Raw genomic sequence first — 20,548 nt, forward strand, 5'->3', positions numbered from 1 at the left:
ACAAAAGGAGTGTAAGCCTATATCATGTTAGTTGAAGTTCAGCAGGCCGACAATGCCCGGCAATACCGTATCGCCAGTTCTGTGTTCTATTTTATCTCCGGGCTGGGATATTCCAGCTGGGCATCCCGGATACCATCTATTAAGCAGCAATTACAGCTGAATGAAGCACAGCTCGGTGCGGTGTTGTTTGCCCTCCCTATCGGGCTGATGCTGACCATGCCATTAACAGGCAGGTTGCTCGGCAACTATAGCAGCCGCAGGATCATGACCATCGGCGCTATCATTTTCAATACCATACTCAGCCTGCCTGGATTCACCACCAGCATATGGCAGCTGGCATTAATACTTTTCTGCTTCGGTTCTTCACGCAACCTGATGAATCTTTCTATGAACGCACAAGCCGTGCATGTACAGCGACTGTACCCGCAATCTATTATGACGACCTTTCACGGCATCTGGAGCATCGCGGGATTTATGGGAGCAGCGATCGGTTACCTGATGGTATCCATGAATGTGCCGCCATCATATCATCTGCTGTCCGTAAGCCTGCTACTGCTGTGCTTCACGCTTTATTACTCTCCCCGTTCCTTCCCGGACGAGCCGACACCACAAATTGACACCGAGAAGAAACCGGTGTTCTCATTACCGGACAAATCGTTGCTGAAATTTTCGTTTATCTGCTTTGCGTGCATGGCCACTGAAAACACGATGTACGACTGGAGCAGTATTTATTTTCAGAAAGTAGTGCATGGCAGCGTTGCTTCTGCCACAGCGGCTTTCGTGATATACATGGTATCAATGACGATGGGCCGCTTTATAGGCGACCGCATCGTGAATCGTATCGGTATCAAAAATATGCTGCGCAACAGTGGCTGGCTGATACTTACCGGCCTGCTTCTGGCCATCACCCTGCCGCATCCCATCACCGCCACGCTTGGATTTATATTCACCGGTTTCGGCGTTTCCTGTATAGTACCGCTGGTATTCAGCCTGGCCGGAAAATCTAAAAGCATGAGCAGCGGACAAACACTCGCGTCCATTTCTACGATCGGCTACCTGGGATTCCTCGTGGTGCCGCCACTGGTTGGCTTTGTGGCCCAGGTTTCCAGCCTGCGCCTGTCGTTCGCCATTATGGCCATCTGTGGCCTCCTGATTATACTGATGGTCAGAGGCATCAAAGAATAATCAGATGGTATATTTACGCTTCAGCGTTTTCAATCCTTCGGGACCTATACCCAGTTCTTTTTGAAAGAATGCTTCTACACTGCCGTAGTCTTTGATGATGGCATTGAACATGCTTTGCAGAAAAACCGGTTTCAGTTCAAGCGCTTTACTGATTGAATCCACATCCATTCCTGTGGCCAGCTGCATGCCTTTGAACATGCGGCCATACATGGGTTGCAGATATACGTTGCTCGCGGTAAAGTCGGCTTCGATTGTTTGCTGCGCTACACCCAATGCATACAGAAATAAGGCGGTAGCCATGCCTGTTCTGTCGCGGCCACCGGTGCAATGATACATCAGCGCTTCTTTCTCGGGCAGTGTAAGCAGCTTCTGAAACAATGACCGGTAACGTGCTCCCAGGTATTTACTGTCTCCATAAAATTTCTCCATAAAATTGCCCTGCCTGATCATAGCGGCTATTTGTGCACCACTGGGCAGGCTGTCGCTACCCGCGGGGCATAACTCGTAGCCAGTACCCGCAGGCAGGCGGTCTGGAGCCATGGCTGCTTCTTTCACACCTCTGAAATCGATAACTGTACGGATATGTTTCTGTTCGAGTGTTTGCAGGTCCTGGTCTGTAAGGTGACTTACGTCTGCGGAACGGAATACTTTGCCCCACGCTACTTTCTTTCCATCTTTAGTGGTATAGCCACCTACATCACGGAAGTTAACGGCTCCCTGTAACCGCACGACTCTCTGTGCGCTGTCTGCCAGCTGAGCATAGCAAGCTCCAGGCAGCAGAATGGCTAATGCCAGTAGTACTTTTTTCATTTGATATGTTTTTTGTAGCTGTTATTAGATAATATCCCAACGGATGCCCGCCTCTTACGGCTATCGTTCCTTTAATTGTCTGCATCTGCGCCTGCGCTACCGATATTGCGAGTATCGTGTGTAACAGATACAGGGATATTCTCCTGAAACAGCAATTCATATGAGAGAATTTTCAGGCAAAAGTCTGTGATACCATCATGCGGTTCAACCGTATGCAACTATACACACATACAGACGTCCAGCTCCTTTCAAACATACGACTGCTTGCTGATAACCAATACATTAGACTATGTTACGGAATTATTAATAAACCCTTTTACCGCCTGCTTCCACGTCCTGCAATGGTGTGGTTTAACATTCCGGTAATATTGTTTTGATACTTTAGCCACACACTTGCAGTTATGATTTTCGTTATTGCGATCGGCGCCTTTCAGGCACTTACGGCAGTTATATTACTGTGGAAAAACAGATTGCGCAGCAAAGCTGATACCCTGTTGATCCTGCTGCTATGTTGTATTGCCACACACCTGGCCATCAAGTTCTATATCTACAGTTTTGTAAAGGATGATCATGTGCGCACGCAGATGAATACTTTCATCGGCTTCTGCTACGGTCCTTTATTATACCTGTATGCACTGAAAAACAAGAATGAATCGTTTATACCGGCCTCACGCTGGTATGTGTTTATTCCATTTATATTAGGCGCCATTAGTTATCTCACAGTAATCTGTGTACTCAGCCTGTCTGTGCCGGCAGGCTATGCTGCACTGGACATTTACAATAACAGCACCATCTGGCTTTTCCTTATATCCGGTTTTACCTTTCCTGCGTTGGCCATACGTATTGCGCGACAACTACAGGGAATACCACAGGAAAAAAGGCTGATTGAGAATATAGGTTATTGTCTGATGGGCATATGCGCAGTGTCGCTGCCATTTCTGCTGATGAAATACACGTCCATCCAGACATCCGGACAAATGATACTGTGCCGGAATATCGTATATACTTTACTGTTGGTGGTATGTCTGATCATTATACGGTATAAGTACGTAGGCCTCATGGGCGCCACGGACCCATCCTCCCCCCATGTTCCCGGGCCAGCTATAACTGCTGCGCGGGCAGCCGTCCGTAAAACACAATTGACAGCGGCGGAGCACAAAACGATATGGGATACCCTTGAAGTGCATTTATCTTCCACAAAGATCTTCACAGATGCGGATCTTAATCTTGATAAGCTTGCACAGGCCGTTGGCATCAGCAAATACCACATATCGGAAACCCTAAACTGCTATGCCTCCAGATCGTTTTATCAATACATCAATGAATGGCGTATACGGCGTGCAGCTGAACAGTTACGCTTTATGGCGGAAAAATCGCTTCCGGTAAACATACTGACCCTGGCCTATGACTGTGGCTTCAAGGCAAAATCCTCCTTCAATCTCTATTTCAAAAAGATCACCGGCGTAACCCCTACGGAATACGTTAAGAATGCTGCGTTACAGATCACCTGATAAGTTAACGGCTATTAAGTACCCTCTTTAGATCAGTTATACACTACGTCACATAACAAATTGACTATCAGCAGACTGAACTGACCATGAGATAATCTCTGGGAAACGCCACTACGCTACGGATAACTATGCAAAAGGCCCCGGCGATTTACCGGAGCCTTGTTTTGTCATAAGGGTTCAACAGATAGCTATTACGTTGGAATAGAATTCAATTTTGATAATACCACTCCCACACAACATGCCTTCATTTTCCTGCAACCAGGACAAAATGAATGCGTGCTGATCTTTTCATACCAGTACTTATAACAGGGCTACCCGGCAGGATACCTACCGCTGTACTGGTAACCGTTTATCACCAGAGCAGTTAATTTTTCGCCGGGAGGACGCCAGGAATGGCGATAGCAGTCCTGCGACGGCTTCAGATAGTGTGTGACGCTGTAGGGATGAAAGCGATAACGGCTATCCCGAAGGATAACAACTGCTATCATTACTGTGTCCGTTTATACGCCGAAATTATACGCCTGTCTCAGGTACAATACTAATGCGACAGGCAATTTATCAGTGCAGCAGGTATCAGCAAAGATATGGTAGTCTGGCTGAAACACTGCGGAGACGCAGGTAACAAGGCATACTCTAATAGTGCTACAGAATATTGCGTAAGTCCATTCTACGATCTCTGAACTAACCTGCCTGGCTAAACGTATGACAGGTATGTTCCCAACAGGAAAGAGTTTTACACAACGTACTGCAATATGCTGAAAATTCTGGTTACTTAAAACACTTTTCAAAAAAAAAGCTGTCAGCTTTTAGCGGCTGGCCTTTATTGCTGACCAACAACTAAAAAGCTGACAACTAAGTGCTAACAACTATTCCTTATTCATGCGTACGATTACGGGCATGAATTTTCCCTGTATATCGATCAATTGTTGCTGCGCTGCTATTACAGTGTCGATGTCCTTGTAGGCAGCCGGATTCTCTTCAACGCTGCCACCGATCAGTGTGACGCCTGCTGCAGACAACATCTTTTTAAGCGCAGAAGCGGTCATTTGTTCGCGGGCACGCTGCCGGCTCATTAATCTGCCAGCTCCGTGCGATGCGGAATACAAGGCGCTTTCTTCGCCCTTTCCTGCTACCAGGTAGGCGGGCGTGCACATGCTGCCTGGAATGATACCCAATTCACCGGCATGCGCAGGCGTGGCTCCTTTGCGGTGAATAACCACCTTACGGCCATCCTGCAGCGTTTCTTCCCATGCAAAATTATGATGGTTCTGCACCTGCTTCAGCGCCTGCAATCCTAATGCCTTTATCAGGTTGATGTGGATGCGCTCATGACACGCCCTGGCATAATCACCAGCGAGGTTCATACTGAGCCAGTACTCCTGTCCGGCTTCGCTGTCCAGATCCAGCCATGCCAGCTGCTTTGCAGACTTTGGCAGTCTGCATGTATCCATAGCAATAGCTGTGTAATGCTGTGCAATAGCAGCTCCCAATCCACGGCTGCCGGAGTGTGACAATAGTGCAAGATACTTTCCTGGCAATAATTGCATGATATTATCTTCTTTCAATTCTATCATGCCGAATTCCACAAAGTGATTACCGCTGCCCGAAGATCCAAGCTGCCGCCACGCTTTATGCTGCAACTTCGTCAGCAGATCCGTCGCCTGAAACGCAGGGCTATCCATCACTTCATGTGATTGTTCAAATGGGAGCCCGCCTTCCATACCGAAATGTGTATATTCTTTCAATGCTACTTTCAGCTGATAAGAGAAACGTTTCAGGAAACTTTCTCCTGTGTCGAGAATGCTGAGCATCATCCGGCACCCGATGTCCACGCCAACAGCATAAGGCAGCACGGCATTGTCTGTTGCCAGTACGCCGCCTACGGGCAGTCCGTAGCCCATGTGCGCATCAGGCATCAGCGCGCCCTGAACGGTAATAGGCAGCGACATTGCCGTTTCCATCTGGAGTTTCGCAGTATGCTCTATCTCTTTGGCGCCATAAATCTTTAGTTGCCCGGTTTGCTCCAGCAACTGAAATGATCTGTAATTGCATTCTGGTGTGGCCTGCTCAATAAAAGTGGCAGCGATCTTTCCTGTTATTTCATCTTCCAGATAATTTTCCGGCTGCGTTATTATATCTGTCAACAACCGGATAATATCTGTTTTACTATGATGTTTGAAATGTTTTGATATAATATTAATGACCAGGCTTCTTGTCTGATCATTGGTATAACCTATTTTACTTAATTCTTTTGCTTTTAAACTGCCCATAAAATATGGCGATTTTATTCCACGCAATATAACGTGGCTTACAAACAGTAGATCTATTTGTGTGATAAATAAATTCTTATGAGAAAAGGCTCTCCGGGCGGTCTTGGCATGACCACCGGGTTGCGGGTGTGACAAACGGCATCGGTGAAAGGATTACTTCGTCTGCCGCATCAGGCAAGGAGCGCAAGGGGCGATATGTGTGTATGTTCTGTCATGGCTAATGGGGTTTAGGTTGATGTTGAAACACTTAACTCCCAATCAGGAATGCGGTCGCAAAGATAGGGTTATTTTAACATTTCGCTGCAGCAAATATTGTCTTTTATATACTGTACATCACGTAAATTTGTGTGCATCCGTTCCCCAGAAAAATAACTTCGGAAATCTATTCTATACAACATAGTAAAACCTTCACATATGGACAAGCAACTCATCCGCAATGCTTACAAGCTGTACTGGCTGGAAAATGGTAAAGCGCCCGTGTCTGTATATACATTGTGTAAATCGCTGGATATTACTGAACCGGCATTCTATGAGGCTTACAGCTCACTTGAAGCCGTGGAGAAAGATATATGGTTGTCTGTTTTTGAATCAACGATCGAGCAGTTACGTGCAGACGACGTGTATCTACAATATACTTCCCAGGAAAAACTCCTGGCCTTTTATTTTCTGTGGGTGCAAAAGCTGAAGGAAGACAGAAGCTATATGCTCCTGCAGAAGGAACGTTTCCGTCTGCCTGATCTCTACCGTAATAAACTGGAAACATTCCGTCATACCTTCTATGAGTATGTCAGGGATCTCATCAGGGAAGGCTATCAGTCAGGTGAAATCAAAGAAAGGAAATACATCTCTGATCAATATGTTCATGGTTTCTGGATGCAGGCCCTTTTTGTGCTTAAATACTGGCTGAATGATTCCAGTGCCAATTTTGAAATGACCGATGCCGCCATCGAAAAGGCTGTCAATCTCAGCTTCCAGCTAATCAAATCCAACACCATCGACAGTCTCCTGGATTTCGGCAAATTTATTCTTACGAGGAAATAGACAGGCTTTATGAAAGAACAATCCAATATCCCTGTCACCAAGGTGGAAAGGGCAGGCAAATTCGTTACCACCGGGCTGAAAGTAGGCTCCAACTATATTAAGCATTATACACGCAAACTGATGGATCCTTCTGTTACAAAGGATACATTACACCAGGACAACGCCGCTGATATCTACAGTGCGCTCAGTGAGCTGAAAGGCAGTGCCCTCAAGGTGGCGCAGATGCTGAGCATGGATAAAGGTATGCTGCCCAAGGCATACACTGAAAAATTTGCTATGTCGCAATACAGTGCGCCGCCACTTTCCGGCCCACTGGTAGTGAACACGTTCATGAAAACGCTGGGTAAGTCGCCTACGCAACTTTATGATAAATTTGAGATGCATGCTTCCAATGCTGCGTCAATAGGGCAGGTACACAAAGCCTGGAAAGATGGCAAGCAGCTGGCGGTGAAAATACAATACCCCGGCGTAGCCAACAGTGTAAAGTCTGACCTCCGCCTCGTGAAACCCTTTGCCATCCGCATTGTGGGCATGAACGAAGTGGACATGGACAAATATTTCGATGAGATCGAAAGCAAACTGCTGGAAGAAACAGACTATAAGCTGGAGTTGTCACGCTCTATCGCTTTGTCGCAGGAGTGCGCGCATATTCCTAATCTGCTGTTTCCCGGCTACTATTCGGAGCTGTCGTCTGAAAGGATCATCAGCATGGACTGGATTACAGGTCAGCATCTGAAAGAATTTCTGCTCACCAATCCTTCGCAGGAAGTTCGCAATAAAATAGGTCAGGCACTGTGGGACTTCTACCAATACCAGGTACATAAACTGAAACAGGTGCACGCAGATCCGCATCCGGGCAATTTCCTGATGCGTGAGGATGGTACAGTCGGAATCTTTGATTTTGGCTGTGTAAAGGAAATTCCGGAAGATTTTTATGTCAACTACTTCCTGCTGGTAGATAAGGAAGTGCTGAAAGATGAAAAGCGCAGGCATGAGATCTATACCAACCTGGAAATGATCCATCCCACTGATACGCCTAAAGAGATCGTGTTCTTCTCCGGTCTTTTCCAGCATATGATAGACCTGCTCACTTTACCGTTCACCCTTGAAACCTTCGATTTCGGCAATGAGGTATATTTCAATGAAATATATGCCTACATGGATGAACTGTACAATATGAAGGAAATCAGGGAATCTAAAGTGGCGAGGGGCTCCAGGCACAGCCTGTATATCAATCGTACCTACTTCGGCCTCTACTCAATTCTCAGCGACCTGAAAGCCAATATTATCACCAGTCAGGAAAGAATACAGCAGATGATAAGGGGCGAGAAAGTGAGTGGTTGAAATAAACTACCTTTATACCTGCTCAATTAATATACAATATGAACTTACGGGATTATATTGAAATAAATCCTTTAATAATGATGGGTAAGCCCGTTTTAAGGGGAACGCGTATTACAATAGAACAGATTTCCGAAAGCCTTTCTTCAGGGTATGCTATTGACGAAATACTCTCTTCCCATCCACATTTGACCAGGGAACAGATAGAAGCTGCTCATTTATATACGACTGCTGGCAATTGATTCCTGATTTTCATCGCAATTATCCCCCGGTTGGTCGCAACATTCTCATGGTGCAACATTTATTTGCCTAAATTGCCGCCATGAATCAGGTATGGTATAACCGCAAGTGGGCAATCATCGTGAAGCACACGGCTGTGTGGCTGATCATGTTCTCATTGCCACACCTGCTGGGACCGGGTGCTGATAACCGCGTACCTAAGATGCCTGCTCACGAGGAACATGCCTGGCGTATGTTCAACATTGTGTTCTACGCTGCACTGATTGCCATCTTCTATTCCAATGCCCTTTATTTCATCCCGCGGTTCTTCCGGCAAAGAAGGTATGCAGAATATACCGGAGCGCTCATCGGAATGTTCCTGCTACTGTTTGTGTTGCGCTATAATTTCGAGAAGTTCTTTCTGCCGAAGCCCTCTATATATCTACGGCCGCTGACTTTCGTTATATTCTTCATTTACCTGTTTATTATCTCTATCAGCACCGCTTATCAGATGATACGGGAACAATTGATGATGGAACGTAACCTCAACGCCCGCGAGAATGAGAACTTAAAAACAGAGCTGTCGTTACTGAGATCTCAGGTAAGTCCGCATTTCATGTTCAATGTGCTGAACAATATGGTGGCCCTGGCCAGGAAGAAGTCGGACCTGCTGGAACCTTCGCTGATAAAGCTTTCGTCGCTGATGCGCTATATGTTGTATGAAGCCGATGAAGAAAAAGTGGCGCTGCACAAAGAAATAGAATACCTGCAAAGCTATATAGATCTGCAACAGCAGCGGTTTTTCAGGAATGTGACCATCAATGTATCTTTTGCTGTGGCAGAAAACTATTACGAGATAGAGCCGATGTTGCTGATTCCTTTTGTGGAAAACGCTTTCAAACATGGTACCGGTATGATTATGGATGCGCAGATCGACATCAATCTGTCTACCAAAGGCAGAACACTTTATTTCTCCGTAAAAAACAAATACAACAACAATAATTCAGAAGTCAAGGATAAAACCAGCGGAATAGGGCTGGCAAATGTAAAAAGACGATTAAATTTGCTGTACCGTGACGGCCACCACCTCGACATCGACAAGCGTGATGAATGGTTTACGATCACGTTACAACTGAACCTCCACTAACATGAGATGCATAGCCGTAGATGATGAGCCATTGGCGCTGGACTTGCTGGAAGATAATATCAGCAAGGTACCTTACCTGCAACTGGTGGGAAAGTGCAGCAATGCCTTTGAGGCTATCTCCCTACTTCAGCAGCAGGAAGTGGACCTGATCTTCCTTGATATACAGATGCCGGGACTTACCGGCTTGCAGTTCCTGCAGGCCATGCCGACCAAGCCATTGGTTATCATGATCACGGCGTACGAAAAATATGCACTGGACGGATTCAATCTGGACGTGACTGACTACCTCGTGAAACCGGTTTCGCTGGAGCGTTTCATCAAAGCGTGCAACAAAGCCCGTGAACTCCACGAGTTGAGGTCTGCCGGCAAAGCTGCAAAGGAAACAGCTGATTTCTTTTTTGTACATGTAGATTACAGCCTGCTGAAGATTGTTTTTTCTGATATACTCTGGATAGAAGGCTTGAAAGATTATATCAAGATACATCTGAAGAATGCCATACACCCCGTTGTCACCAGAATGAGCATCAAGAATATAGAAGAGCAATTGCCTGCTTCAGGATTTATCCGTATTCATAAATCATATATCGCATCTGTTTCAGCTATCACAGCCATCCGCAAGAACAGCGTCTTCCTGGGCGATATGGAATTACCAGTTGGAGATACCTACAGGGATACTTTATACGCTATCGCTGGCAAGAATCAATTCTGAAATAACAATTTGGCTGTTCGTAGCAACTTTTTGACCACTCATCGCATTTACTCGCAAAATCAATAACCCCATTCTATTTTTGTACCACTGAATCCAACTAAAATGCAAAAGATTTACTTACTCCTTGCTCTTTTTATGCTCGCGCTGCACGTACAGGCCCAGCCTCCCGCCGGTAAAGGTGGCGGCGGAAAAGCGCCGGCAATGAGCAATATCGGACACGTATACGGTAAAGTGCTCGACGCTGACAACAAACCCGTAAACTATGCTTCTGTTATTATTCTTCAGGGGCGCATGGATACTGCCACTAAAAAAATGAAAGATGTGCTGGTTAAAGGCGTTCTCACCAAAGCCAACGGTGAGTTCAGCCTGGACGAGCTTCCGCTGAGAGGGCCGCTGAAACTGCGTATTTCAGCCACCGGCCTCAAAACACATGAACAGTCCGTTACTTTCCCTCCCATCGACAAGGACCTGGGAAATATCAAACTGGCAGTGAGTGTGAAAGAACTTCAGGGCGTTACCGTTCAGGGTACTGCCAGCAAACCGCTGATGCAGATGGACATCGATAAGAAAGTTTTCAATGTGGAGAAAAACCTCACCAGCGCCGGCGGTACCGCTGTGGACGTGATGAAAAATGTGCCCTCCGTTAACGTGGACATCGACGGAAACGTTACCCTGCGTAACGCCTCACCACAGTTATATGTAGATGGCCGTCCTACTACACTGACACTGGAACAGATCCCCGCTGATGCGATCGAAAGCGTGGAAGTAATCACCAACCCTTCCGCTAAATATGATGCCTCTGGCGGTAACGCGGGTATTCTTAACATCGTACTGAAGAAAAACCGCAAAACCGGCTACAACGGTAACCTGCGCGCCGGTGTTGATAAACGCGGCGCCCTTAACGGCGGCGGCGACTTCAACCTGCGCGAAGGTAAAGTGAACATCTCTGCCAGCGCTATGGGCAACCAGATGAAAAGCCGTACCACCGGCTACACTGACCGTCATAACCTCGGTACCCCGGCATCCAACATCTACCAGGATAACTACAATAAAACAGATGGTGGATTTGTATTCGGTAAACTGGGACTGGACTACTTTGTAACCAACAGAACCACACTGTCTGTTTCCGGTATCAAAGTACATGGTGCTATGGACCCGACAGAGAACATCAATATTCTTTCAGACACCGTACCACGTCAGCAATTCTTCGGCCAGCGTAATTCAGGCTCCCACATGGAGTTTGATGCAAATGGCCTTGTGTTTGGTATGAAACACCTCTTCCCGAAGGAAGGTGAAGAGCTGACATTTGATGGTAACTACTTCGGCGCAAAAAGCAAGAACCACGGCAACTACAGAACAGACTACTACAACGGTAAAGATCTGGTGGATTCTTTCCTTCAGCGACTCGACGGCCGTGGTAAGATCTCTTTCCTGACCATACAGGCAGACTACGTAAAACCTATCACCCCAAAGATAAAACTGGAAACGGGTGTACGCATGTCCCGCCGTACCACTGAGTATAACTATGATAACTCTGTGTACGTGGCCAATAAAGGATACATACTGATCCCCGGTGCATCCAACAACTTTAAAAATGTGGATAACGTATATGCTGCCTATGCCAGCGTTACGCACAACATCGGCAATTTCGGCTATAAAGCGGGTCTGCGCCTCGAAAGCTCTGACTATGATGGTGAGCTGACTACCGTAAAACAGAAATTCAAAAACAACTACCCGGTAAGCTTGTTCCCTTCGCTGTTCTTAAGCCAGAAGCTGAAAAACCAGCAGGAGCTACAACTCAGCTATACCCGCAGGATTAACCGTCCTACGTTCTTTCAGCTGATACCATATGTGGATTCAACCGACAAACTGAATATCACACAGGGTAATCCTGGTCTGAGGCCGGAATTTACGTCGTCCGTGGAAATGTCTTACCTGAAAACGTATAAAGGTAACAACACCTTCCTGGCTTCTCTGTACTACAAATACACAGATAACCTGATGACCCGTTACCTGCAGAAAGAAACTGATCCGGCCACAGGAAAGGAGCTGTTGGTAAACACCTATATCAATGCCAACTCCAGCTATTCTATGGGCGCCGAATTAACATCCACGAATACACTGACCAAGTGGTGGAACCTCACAGCCAATGTGAATATCTATAACTCAAAGATCAATACCGCCAATACGGGTGCTCCTTCGCAGGATGCCATGTGGAGCTGGTTTGGTAAGCTCAACAATACATTCAAGCTGCCACTGAGTTTTGAGATACAGCTCTCCGGTACCTACCAGTCTAAAACCAACCTGCCTGTCAACGATAACAGGAATGCGCAGGCTGGTCCGCCGATGCAGACTTCCCAGTCGGCTTCGCAAGGTTACATTGCTTCCTTCTATGGCGTAGATGCTGCCATCAAGAAGAGCTTCCTGAAAAACAATGCCGCTTCAGTAACACTCAGCTTCAGCGATATTTTCAGGACACGTAAAACTGACCAGTACTCTGAAAGCAGCTACTTCACCCAATACTACAATCGTCTCCGCGATCCGCAGATGATCAGACTTAACTTCGCTTACCGTTTTGGTAAGATAGATGTAGGACTGTTCAAGAGAAAGAATATGGGGGCAGGTATGCAGGGTATGTCAGAAGTAGTGCAATAAGCAGTTAGCCATCAGCAATAAAAAAGGTTCGCACAGTATATATGCGAACCTTTTTTATTGCTGATAGCTAACTGCTAGTTCCTTCCTCTCTCATGGGGGTACAACAGATGAACAGGATCACTTTGCCATACCTCTTTTGTATCAATATTCATGGCAGACAAGCGCCCTGTAAAGGCAGCGCCGGTATCCACATTATACACATTGGCAGCGTGCATCGGCATAGGTTCACCATAGTTGATAGTTGGTGTATGACCAATGAAGATCTCTTCGTACAGCTGAAGTCTTTTCGGATAACGCAGTGAGCTTCTGCTGAGATTCGGGTTCAGCGCCAGGGCCAGCTCCCATAAGGTACGGTCCCAATAACACATGGCGGGGAAGCGCTCGTGTGAAGGACCATGAAAAGAAGCGAAGCCCGCGTGTACAAACAGACGGTCCTGCTCATCTTCATAATAATTGAGCATACGGTTGAAAAATGCCAGGTGGATCATTTTTTCCACCTCCGACAATTTCTCATAACTGGCGATGGTAGCCCTACCGCCATGTAACAGCCAGCTTTCCACCGGCTGCCCGCCAGACAACCACAGCTCGCACCAGGCGTCATGGTTGCCTTTTATAAAAATACAACTGTACTTCTTTTCCAGCTCCATCAGGTAGTTCAGCAGTTGCGCTGACTCTGACCATCCATCTACATAATCTCCCAGAAAAATAAACTGATCATCCTTTGCCGGCGCTATCCTCATTATCAACTGCTGCAATGCTCTCAGCGCACCGTGTATATCTCCTATTACGTATGTTGCTGACATTTCTTGGTTTTACTACCATAAAGGTAGTATAACCTGCATGGTTATGCAATATTAAAACTTCACTGCCACGCCAGCCCTTATGCTGAAAGGAACTCCGGGTGTGAAGCACATCTCATACAACCCATTTTTATATCTTCTTCATTATAACGTAACAGCTTAGCTGAAAATGTGCTGACTATTACGGACACGAGGGCTGTAACACCCTTCACTTGAAGCATGATCTGCCCTATCCCCCGCAGGAGGGATAAGCAGCATGGTTTCCTTTGCTGCACAATCAAAATATTTTAGTTATTAAAAGATGGCTACCAGCCGAAGAATACCATTGCAATGCCACACAGGGTTACCACGGCGCCGCCGATAGCATGTACGTAACGTTCGAGTTTATCTGTTTTGATGAAGGAATAACCATAACAGCCTATCAGCACCATGGTCAGCATGGTAAACACTGTCATTACTGCAAATACGCTGATCAGCACGATCACTTCCAGCGCTGAACGATGGGAACCGGAGTAAAACAAAAGCGGCACCAGTGGCTCGCTTGGTCCCATTACAAAAATGGCGAACAATATCCAGGGGGTTACTTTCACCCGCTTCTGCGGATACACCACTTCTCCATGCTTGTGCTCATATACATAAATATCACCGCCTTCATACACATCGAAATGCTTGTGCGGTTTATTGAGATACGCCTGTCGCAATCCCCACAGGAGATAGGCCAGGCCAAATATCAGCAGGCACCAGCCCGAAAGATTACCACGCACATCCTGGAACCACGTAAGCCTCGCCAGCTGCCAGCCCAATAGTACGCCAATCAGCCCAATAACAACAGAGCTGAAGATATGCCCGAAACCACAGAGGATCGTCCACATAATGGTTTTAGGCATGCTCCATTTGCGGGAGCGCGAGAGCACAATGAAAGGCAGATAGTGATCCGGCCCGGTTGCCGTATGCAGACAGCTGATGGTAACAGCTGAGAGTATCAATGTTGTTAATCCTATATTCATAATACCGTTGTTGTGTTCACGCTATTTTTCCAGAGATAATACTGCATGCGTTGCAGACACGACAGCAACTGTTCGCCGCCGTTACCCAGTATACGCACAACCGTACAATAAGTGCCGGAGCGCGAAACACCCGCGGCAATACCTTCCTCTGCAGACAACAGTTCATGCAGTGCATCCGGTAAAGCATCCATATCACATTCGCCGGTATTGACATACAGCAGTGTTGCCTGATGCGTATATCCTTCCATCTGCCCTATCGCCTGCATGGACAGCAGCTGCGGTTGCAGCAGCACATTATCTTTCAGCAGCAGCTTATGACGGTAACGCACTTCGGTGATATTATGGAAACTGCTGAAGCGGAATACTTCGCCGGAATGTTTACGGCCACAGGTGATGATCTCACCGAATGTAAGCTGACAGTTATCTTCCAATATAATGGCAGTGTGCCCGCTGAAGATGGAGTGCTCATGCGGTACTACAGGATGCTGCACATAACTGAACGTACTGTTTCGTTGCAAAGTAATACGTTGTTCCTGCCGCGCACCGCGCTGCATGTTGAACAGCCGTTGGTACGACTGTGATTGCAATTGCAGACGGCTGTGCGTTTCCACCGTAATATCAATGTCATAATGGTCATCATCCAGTATGCCAGGAGATGAGCTCATGATCATAAGGTACAATGCAGGATCACGCCGGTCTTCCCCAACACTGACTACACGGAACGGGCGCGTGAAGAATGTATCCTTCAGGTATGACCGTTCATTTTTAAATCCGCAGGTGATGCTCAGCCTGTTTATCATTTTTTTATTTTATGATGTGGTTATTTTTTTATTTGTGCTTTGTGCCCGATTCCATTATTAAAGGCAATACCCCCTACTTTAAATAAGAAGATCTATTAATAGTCAAAAAATAACCTCATAACTACATAACCACATAATCTCATCTTACCAATGCAGGTTCATCTACTTCTTCGAGCAATGCATATTTTTTAATCCAGCCGATCACCGTATCCAATCCCTGTAAAGACAGGAGGTTGGTGAAGACAAAAGGCTTGCCGGCACGCATTTTCCGGGCATCGCGTTCCATAACACCAAGGTCTGCATGCACATATGGCGCCAGGTCAATTTTGTTGATCACGAGCAAATCTGAACGTGTAATACCGGGACCACCTTTGCGTGGTATTTTATCTCCCTCTGCTACATCTATCACAAAGATGGTTACGTCTGCAAGATCCGGGCTGAATGTAGCAGAGAGATTATCGCCGCCACTTTCGATCAGGATCAGCTCCACATCAGGGAAGCGCGCCGCCATTTCATCCACAGCTTCCAGGTTCATGCTGGCATCTTCGCGGATAGCCGTGTGCGGGCAACCACCTGTTTCCACACCGATAATACGCTCGCGGGGCAGCAAACTGTTCCTGGTCAGGAACTCTGCATCTTCTTTTGTATAGATATCATTGGTGATCACACCCATGCTATAGGTGTTCATCAGTTGGCGGGAAAGCCTTTCTATCAGGGCTGTTTTCCCGGAACCCACAGGTCCTGCCACACCTATCTTTGCATATTTTCTATCGCTCATAAAAACTTTATTTGTCTACCTAAAAAATATCAGGACATATACAGCCTGGAATACAGGCGTTCATGCTGCATGCATCTTATATCGAAACCGATGTTGCAGACACCTACCAGGCTACGGTCGAGATGAATGGTTTTATCTATCAGGCTGCTGATCAGTGGTTGAATACGAAAGAGGATATCCTGTCCTTCCAGTTGTCCCAGGGGCACCAGTTTCACGGCATTGGTCACCATACCCACCGCAGCATTGTAATAAAAAGCATACAGCGCATCCGGTAATGGAATACCTAACAGCAACGCGTATACGCCAAATGCAACACAATAATGACCTTCTGCTTCCTTTGCCGCAACCGTTTTTTCAAAAGCCTGTGCCAGTGCATAGGAACGCTGACGGCTGAAGATCTTACCCAGCCGTACGCCCAGCTTCTGGCTGGCCTGACGGATTTCCCGCGGCAGCTTCAGCGCAGCGACTTCTTCATCCAGTTGCAGCAGCTGTTGCAGATCGTCTGCCTGTGCTGCGTGATAGGCGAGGCAGACGAAGACAGCATCATTATAATGCAGGTTGGCCGCCAGCATTTGCTGCACAAAAGCTTCCGCGGTGGCAGTATTGTTCACAAGCCCCAGCTGCACATATGTTTCAAGGCCGCTGGAGTGGGTGTATCCGCCGATCGGCAGCGTAGGATCGCTGAGGTGCAGCAGACTGCCTAAAAAATGGTTTGTCATCATCGTAATTATTCTTTTGACATGATGCCAATGATTTTCGAGAACAGGGAACTACCATTGCCATGCGAATGTGGCTGCGCATTGGCATTGAGCAGGTTGGTAAGACGTGTATGCGCTTTCTCCGTTGCGTAGCCGCTCGCCTGCAGCCAGCGATAGATGGGCTCTTCAAAAGGTAACAGCACCTTATCATCCTGTATAAACACAGGCAGGTGTTTGTTGCCGATCTCATAACATACGCTGCCCATTTCCAACGGGGAGCGCGGCGTTACTACGATAGCATCGCTGGGGATAATATCCACTACCACAACTTTCTCATCATCCATGTATAATATATCGCCCTGGCTCAGTCGCTGTCCTTCTTTCAGGAAACGGATAGCGATCTCCATACCGTCCTGTGTATGCCTGCGCTGTATACGTTTGGTAGTTTCATACCATTCCAGCAGCAGCAGATCAGTGGTACGATCACCGGTTTGCTGGTTGCTGGTATTGCCGATAATTTTATCAATGATCATCTGCATTATTTTTTCAGATCAGAAGAGGAAATAGCGCTGGGCCAGCGGTACGGTGGCTACTGGTTCACAGGTCACCAGCTCTCCGTCAACACGCACTTCATAATTCTCCGGGTTCACGGTAATTTCCGGTGTCTTATCATTATGGATAAGGTCTTTTTTGGAAATGTTACGGCAACCTTCTACGGGCAACACTATTTTTTGCAGGCCGTATTCCGCAGCGATACCATTTTCCAGCGACGCCTTAGATACAAAAGTGGCGCAGGTTTTATGCAGCGCGCCACCGAAAGCGCCAAACATATTGCGCATGATCACCGGTTGTGGTGTCGGGATCGAAGCATTAGGATCCCCCATTTTACTGGCGATGATCATACCGCCTTTGATGATCATATCCGGTTTTGCTCCGAAGAGTGCAGGTTTCCACAGTACGATGTCTGCCATCTTGCCCGGCTCTACAGAGCCAACATAATTTGAGATTCCATGTGCAATGGCAGGATTGATAGTGTACTTGGCCACGTAACGTTTTGCACGGAAGTTGTCGTTCTTTGAAGCAGCATCTTCCTGTAATACGCCGCGTTGCTTTTTCATTTTATCAGCCGTCTGCCAGGTACGGGTGACGACCTCCCCTACCCGCCCCATTGCCTGTGAGTCGGAGCTCATGATGCTGAACACACCCATATCATGCAGAATGTCTTCCGCAGCAATGGTTTCGGGCCTAATGCGTGAATCCGCAAAGGCAACATCTTCCGGGATATTTTTGCTGAGGTGATGACAAACCATGAGCATATCGAGATGCTCATCGATAGTGTTCACTGTATAAGGGCGTGTGGGATTGGTAGAAGCCGGCAGTACATTGGGATACATAGCGGCCTTGATGATGTCTGGCGCATGACCGCCGCCAGCGCCTTCTGTATGGAAGGTATGTATCACGCGGCCAGCGATGGCGTTGATGGTATCTGCGAGAAAAGCCGCTTCATTCAGTGTATCTGTATGAATAGCTACCTGCACGTCATATTTGTCGGCCACTTTCAGGGAAGCGTCTATCACCGCAGGTGTGGCACCCCAGTCTTCATGTATCTTTACACCCAGCGCACCGGCTTCTATCTGCTCTGCAATCGGCGCTTCTGTAGCGCAATTGCCTTTACCGAAGAAACCGAGGTTCATGGGAAATGCGTCGGCTGCCTGTAACATCTTCGCGATGTTCCATTTACCAGGCGTGATGGTAGTGGCATTAGTGCCATCTGCAGGTCCTGTACCACCACCGATCATGGTGGTGATGCCGCTGAAGAGTGCAGTTTCTATCTGCTGTGGACTGATAAAATGTATATGCGTGTCTATTCCCCCTGCGGTGGCGATGAGACCGTTGCCACCGTGTACTTCTGTAGAGGCGCCGATGATCATGTTGGGCGCAACGCCGTCCATAGTGTCGGGATTACCTGCCTGTCCGAAGCCCACGATCTTTCCGTCTTTGATACCAAGATCGCCTTTCACAATGCCCCAATGATCGATCAGCACCACATTGGTGATCACGAAATCCAGTACGCCCTGATCGCGGGTAGCGGTGCTGGATTGTGCCATACCATCCCGCACCGTTTTACCGCCGCCGAACTTGCTTTCATCGCCGTAGTGGTTGAAGTCTTTCTCTATTTCAATGATAATATCGGTATCGCCTAAACGAACTTTATCGCCAACCGTTGGGCCATACATGTTGGCATATTTTGTTTTATTAATCTTAAGGCTCATAATTGCTGGTTTTTAAAGTTGAGTGCTTCCAGTCTGGCCACCGCCTGCTGTTTGTTACTTTCCAGTGTGGTATCTCCATTCACGAGGTTGTTGATACCATAGGCATGGCATGTGCCTCCGATGGTTACCAGTTCGACTTCCTTTTCTTCGCCGGGCTCAAAGCGGACTGCTGTGCCGGCTGCAATATTGAGGCGTTTGCCAAATGCCAGGGACCTGTCGAAGTTCATTTTACGGTTTACTTCAAAGAAATGGCAATGAGAACCTATCTGTACCGGGCGGTCACCGGTATTGATCACCTTTATCTTTATTGTTTCGCGGCCTGCATTGCAGGTGATGTCTCCGTCAGCGATAAAATATTCTCCGGGAATCATGCTGATCTTTTTTTGTGTTAGCGGATAGGATTATGTACGGTAACGAGTTTGGTGCCATCAGGGAAAGTGGCTTCAATTTGTACGTCGTGGATCATTTCGGGAATACCCTCCATAACGTCTTCCCTGGTGAGGATGGTAGCGCCGTATTGCATTAGCTCGGCCACCGATCTACCGTCTCTGGCAGCTTCCAGCAATTCGCTGCTGATAAGTGCGATGGACTCCGGATAATTCAGTTTAAGACCGCGCGACTTGCGCTTGGCTGCCAGCTCTCCGGCCAGGTGTAGAAGGAGTTTCTCTGTTTCACGGGGAGTTAAATGCATTTTACTTAGTTTTAATATGTATAAACAAGAGGAATCATATGAAAAAAAGATACCCTATAGCCCTTAAGCTACAATATTTTAATTATTTTTCATATAGTATCAGAAAAGGCATAGAAAGTCGTGCTATAGCGATAATGAATATACGTAACTGGAATAATACCGGAAATAAAATACGGCAACTAAGCAATGGCGTAAGGGATCTGGATAGAATGGAAAAGAATAAACAATGGAACAGGTTCTACGGCTGTTTCCTGCCAGACATACCGATGGTTGTCGACAGGGCTTTTCTCGTCCGGGAGAAACAGTGACTGGTAAAAATATGCGAAGAGAATGGAAACGCGATGCTGAAGAGAAGAAGTTTGTGCATCGCTTTCATCTTCACGGTTATCTTCGTTGAAACAGGAAGACAATTCTGTAAAATCCACCGATTCTGTTGCTGTACGGAAGGCATCCGAACCATCTGTAACACATGTTATGCTCACAGCATTCACGTGCCTGAGTTGCAGCGGAGCCTTGTTATGGCCAGTGAAAGAGAAGCCTGCAACTGCAAGGAAAAGGAACAGTAATATGTAGTTTATGTGCAGTTTCATTTTATGGCTTGTAAGGTACTCAG

General features: G+C 47.0%; 21 protein-coding genes. 8 read left to right on the plus strand and 13 right to left on the minus strand.

The window, feature by feature from the left end; translation table 11 throughout:
• Nucleotides 1–24 precede the first annotated feature (24 nt).
• Entirely contained in the window at nucleotides 25–1,185 is a 1,161-nt protein-coding gene (locus tag VM802_RS04280) for an MFS transporter (RefSeq protein ID WP_325528324.1), read from the plus strand.
• Here VM802_RS04280 and VM802_RS04285 read toward each other — a convergent pair whose 3' ends face one another.
• Nucleotides 1,186–1,995, minus strand: a complete 810-nt coding sequence (locus VM802_RS04285) for a tyrosine-protein phosphatase (protein ID WP_325528327.1) — start codon at nucleotides 1,993–1,995, stop codon at nucleotides 1,186–1,188.
• 401 nt (nucleotides 1,996–2,396) lie between these two features.
• On the opposite strand from VM802_RS04285, the gene VM802_RS04290 reads away from it, so the two are divergent.
• Complete coding sequence (locus tag VM802_RS04290; RefSeq protein WP_325528329.1) at nucleotides 2,397–3,506, plus strand: helix-turn-helix domain-containing protein; 1,110 nt, start codon at nucleotides 2,397–2,399, stop codon at nucleotides 3,504–3,506.
• 311 nt (nucleotides 3,507–3,817) lie between these two features.
• On the opposite strand, the gene VM802_RS04295 is transcribed toward VM802_RS04290, so the two are convergent.
• Nucleotides 3,818–3,994 carry a hypothetical protein gene (locus tag VM802_RS04295; protein ID WP_325528331.1) on the minus strand — a complete coding sequence of 59 codons (177 nt, stop codon included), beginning with the start codon at nucleotides 3,992–3,994 and terminating at the stop codon, nucleotides 3,818–3,820.
• 378 nt (nucleotides 3,995–4,372) lie between these two features.
• Complete coding sequence (locus VM802_RS04300) at nucleotides 4,373–5,776, minus strand: RtcB family protein (RefSeq protein ID WP_325528333.1); 1,404 nt, start codon at nucleotides 5,774–5,776, stop codon at nucleotides 4,373–4,375.
• A gap of 414 nt (nucleotides 5,777–6,190) precedes the next feature.
• Between VM802_RS04300 and VM802_RS04305 the strand changes: the two genes are divergently transcribed.
• The 6 genes from VM802_RS04305 to VM802_RS04325 all read left to right on the plus strand — a co-directional run bounded on the left by VM802_RS04305 (nucleotide 6,191) and on the right by VM802_RS04325 (nucleotide 12,888).
• The gene (locus tag VM802_RS04305; RefSeq protein ID WP_325528335.1) at nucleotides 6,191–6,817 is read left to right on the plus strand and encodes a TetR/AcrR family transcriptional regulator; all 627 of its coding nucleotides are present in this window, start codon (nucleotides 6,191–6,193) and stop codon (nucleotides 6,815–6,817) included.
• Nucleotides 6,818–6,826: 9 nt separating this feature from the next.
• A complete protein-coding gene (locus VM802_RS04310; protein WP_325528337.1) occupies nucleotides 6,827–8,161 on the plus strand; it encodes an ABC1 kinase family protein in 1,335 nt (444 codons plus the stop codon).
• A 38-nt stretch (nucleotides 8,162–8,199) separates the two neighbouring features.
• Nucleotides 8,200–8,400 (plus strand): DUF433 domain-containing protein, encoded by a 201-nt coding sequence (locus tag VM802_RS32305; RefSeq protein ID WP_414647041.1) that lies wholly within the window; start codon nucleotides 8,200–8,202, stop codon nucleotides 8,398–8,400.
• An 80-nt stretch (nucleotides 8,401–8,480) separates the two neighbouring features.
• The gene (locus VM802_RS04315) at nucleotides 8,481–9,524 is read left to right on the plus strand and encodes a sensor histidine kinase (protein ID WP_325528339.1); all 1,044 of its coding nucleotides are present in this window, start codon (nucleotides 8,481–8,483) and stop codon (nucleotides 9,522–9,524) included.
• Nucleotide 9,525: 1 nt separating this feature from the next.
• On the plus strand, nucleotides 9,526–10,233 hold the full coding sequence (locus VM802_RS04320; RefSeq protein ID WP_325528341.1) for a LytR/AlgR family response regulator transcription factor: 708 nt from the start codon (nucleotides 9,526–9,528) through the stop codon (nucleotides 10,231–10,233).
• Nucleotides 10,234–10,335: 102 nt separating this feature from the next.
• Nucleotides 10,336–12,888: a TonB-dependent receptor gene (locus VM802_RS04325; RefSeq protein ID WP_325528343.1), complete on the plus strand. Its 2,553-nt coding sequence runs from the start codon at nucleotides 10,336–10,338 to the stop codon at nucleotides 12,886–12,888.
• A gap of 74 nt (nucleotides 12,889–12,962) precedes the next feature.
• Here VM802_RS04325 and VM802_RS04330 read toward each other — a convergent pair whose 3' ends face one another.
• From VM802_RS04330 to VM802_RS04375, 10 genes are all read right to left on the minus strand, one after another.
• Nucleotides 12,963–13,691: a metallophosphoesterase gene (locus tag VM802_RS04330; protein ID WP_325528345.1), complete on the minus strand. Its 729-nt coding sequence runs from the start codon at nucleotides 13,689–13,691 to the stop codon at nucleotides 12,963–12,965.
• 302 nt (nucleotides 13,692–13,993) lie between these two features.
• Nucleotides 13,994–14,695, minus strand: a complete 702-nt coding sequence (locus tag VM802_RS04335) for a hypothetical protein (RefSeq protein ID WP_325528347.1) — start codon at nucleotides 14,693–14,695, stop codon at nucleotides 13,994–13,996.
• The gene (locus VM802_RS04340) at nucleotides 14,692–15,495 is read right to left on the minus strand and encodes an urease accessory protein UreD (RefSeq protein ID WP_325528349.1); all 804 of its coding nucleotides are present in this window, start codon (nucleotides 15,493–15,495) and stop codon (nucleotides 14,692–14,694) included. Before VM802_RS04340 ends, VM802_RS04335 begins: the two co-directional genes overlap by 4 nt.
• A gap of 139 nt (nucleotides 15,496–15,634) precedes the next feature.
• Nucleotides 15,635–16,273 carry an urease accessory protein UreG gene (gene ureG, locus VM802_RS04345; RefSeq protein WP_325528351.1) on the minus strand — a complete coding sequence of 213 codons (639 nt, stop codon included), beginning with the start codon at nucleotides 16,271–16,273 and terminating at the stop codon, nucleotides 15,635–15,637.
• A gap of 29 nt (nucleotides 16,274–16,302) precedes the next feature.
• Nucleotides 16,303–16,995: an urease accessory protein UreF gene (locus tag VM802_RS04350; RefSeq protein ID WP_325528353.1), complete on the minus strand. Its 693-nt coding sequence runs from the start codon at nucleotides 16,993–16,995 to the stop codon at nucleotides 16,303–16,305.
• 5 nt (nucleotides 16,996–17,000) lie between these two features.
• Nucleotides 17,001–17,504, minus strand: a complete 504-nt coding sequence (gene ureE, locus VM802_RS04355) for an urease accessory protein UreE (RefSeq protein WP_325528355.1) — start codon at nucleotides 17,502–17,504, stop codon at nucleotides 17,001–17,003.
• 18 nt (nucleotides 17,505–17,522) lie between these two features.
• Nucleotides 17,523–19,244, minus strand: coding sequence for an urease subunit alpha (gene ureC, locus VM802_RS04360; RefSeq protein ID WP_325528357.1), 1,722 nt, complete (start codon nucleotides 19,242–19,244; stop codon nucleotides 17,523–17,525).
• Nucleotides 19,241–19,615, minus strand: a complete 375-nt coding sequence (gene ureB, locus VM802_RS04365; protein ID WP_325528359.1) for an urease subunit beta — start codon at nucleotides 19,613–19,615, stop codon at nucleotides 19,241–19,243. The genes ureC and ureB overlap by 4 nt, the downstream gene beginning before the upstream one ends.
• Before the next feature lie 17 nt (nucleotides 19,616–19,632).
• Entirely contained in the window at nucleotides 19,633–19,935 is a 303-nt protein-coding gene (gene ureA, locus VM802_RS04370) for an urease subunit gamma (protein WP_325528361.1), read from the minus strand.
• 179 nt (nucleotides 19,936–20,114) lie between these two features.
• Nucleotides 20,115–20,525: a hypothetical protein gene (locus VM802_RS04375; protein WP_325528363.1), complete on the minus strand. Its 411-nt coding sequence runs from the start codon at nucleotides 20,523–20,525 to the stop codon at nucleotides 20,115–20,117.
• Nucleotides 20,526–20,548 lie beyond the last annotated feature (23 nt).

Origin of the sequence: Chitinophaga sp., from assembly GCF_035538455.1 — a bacterium.
Classification (GTDB): domain Bacteria; phylum Bacteroidota; class Bacteroidia; order Chitinophagales; family Chitinophagaceae; genus Chitinophaga.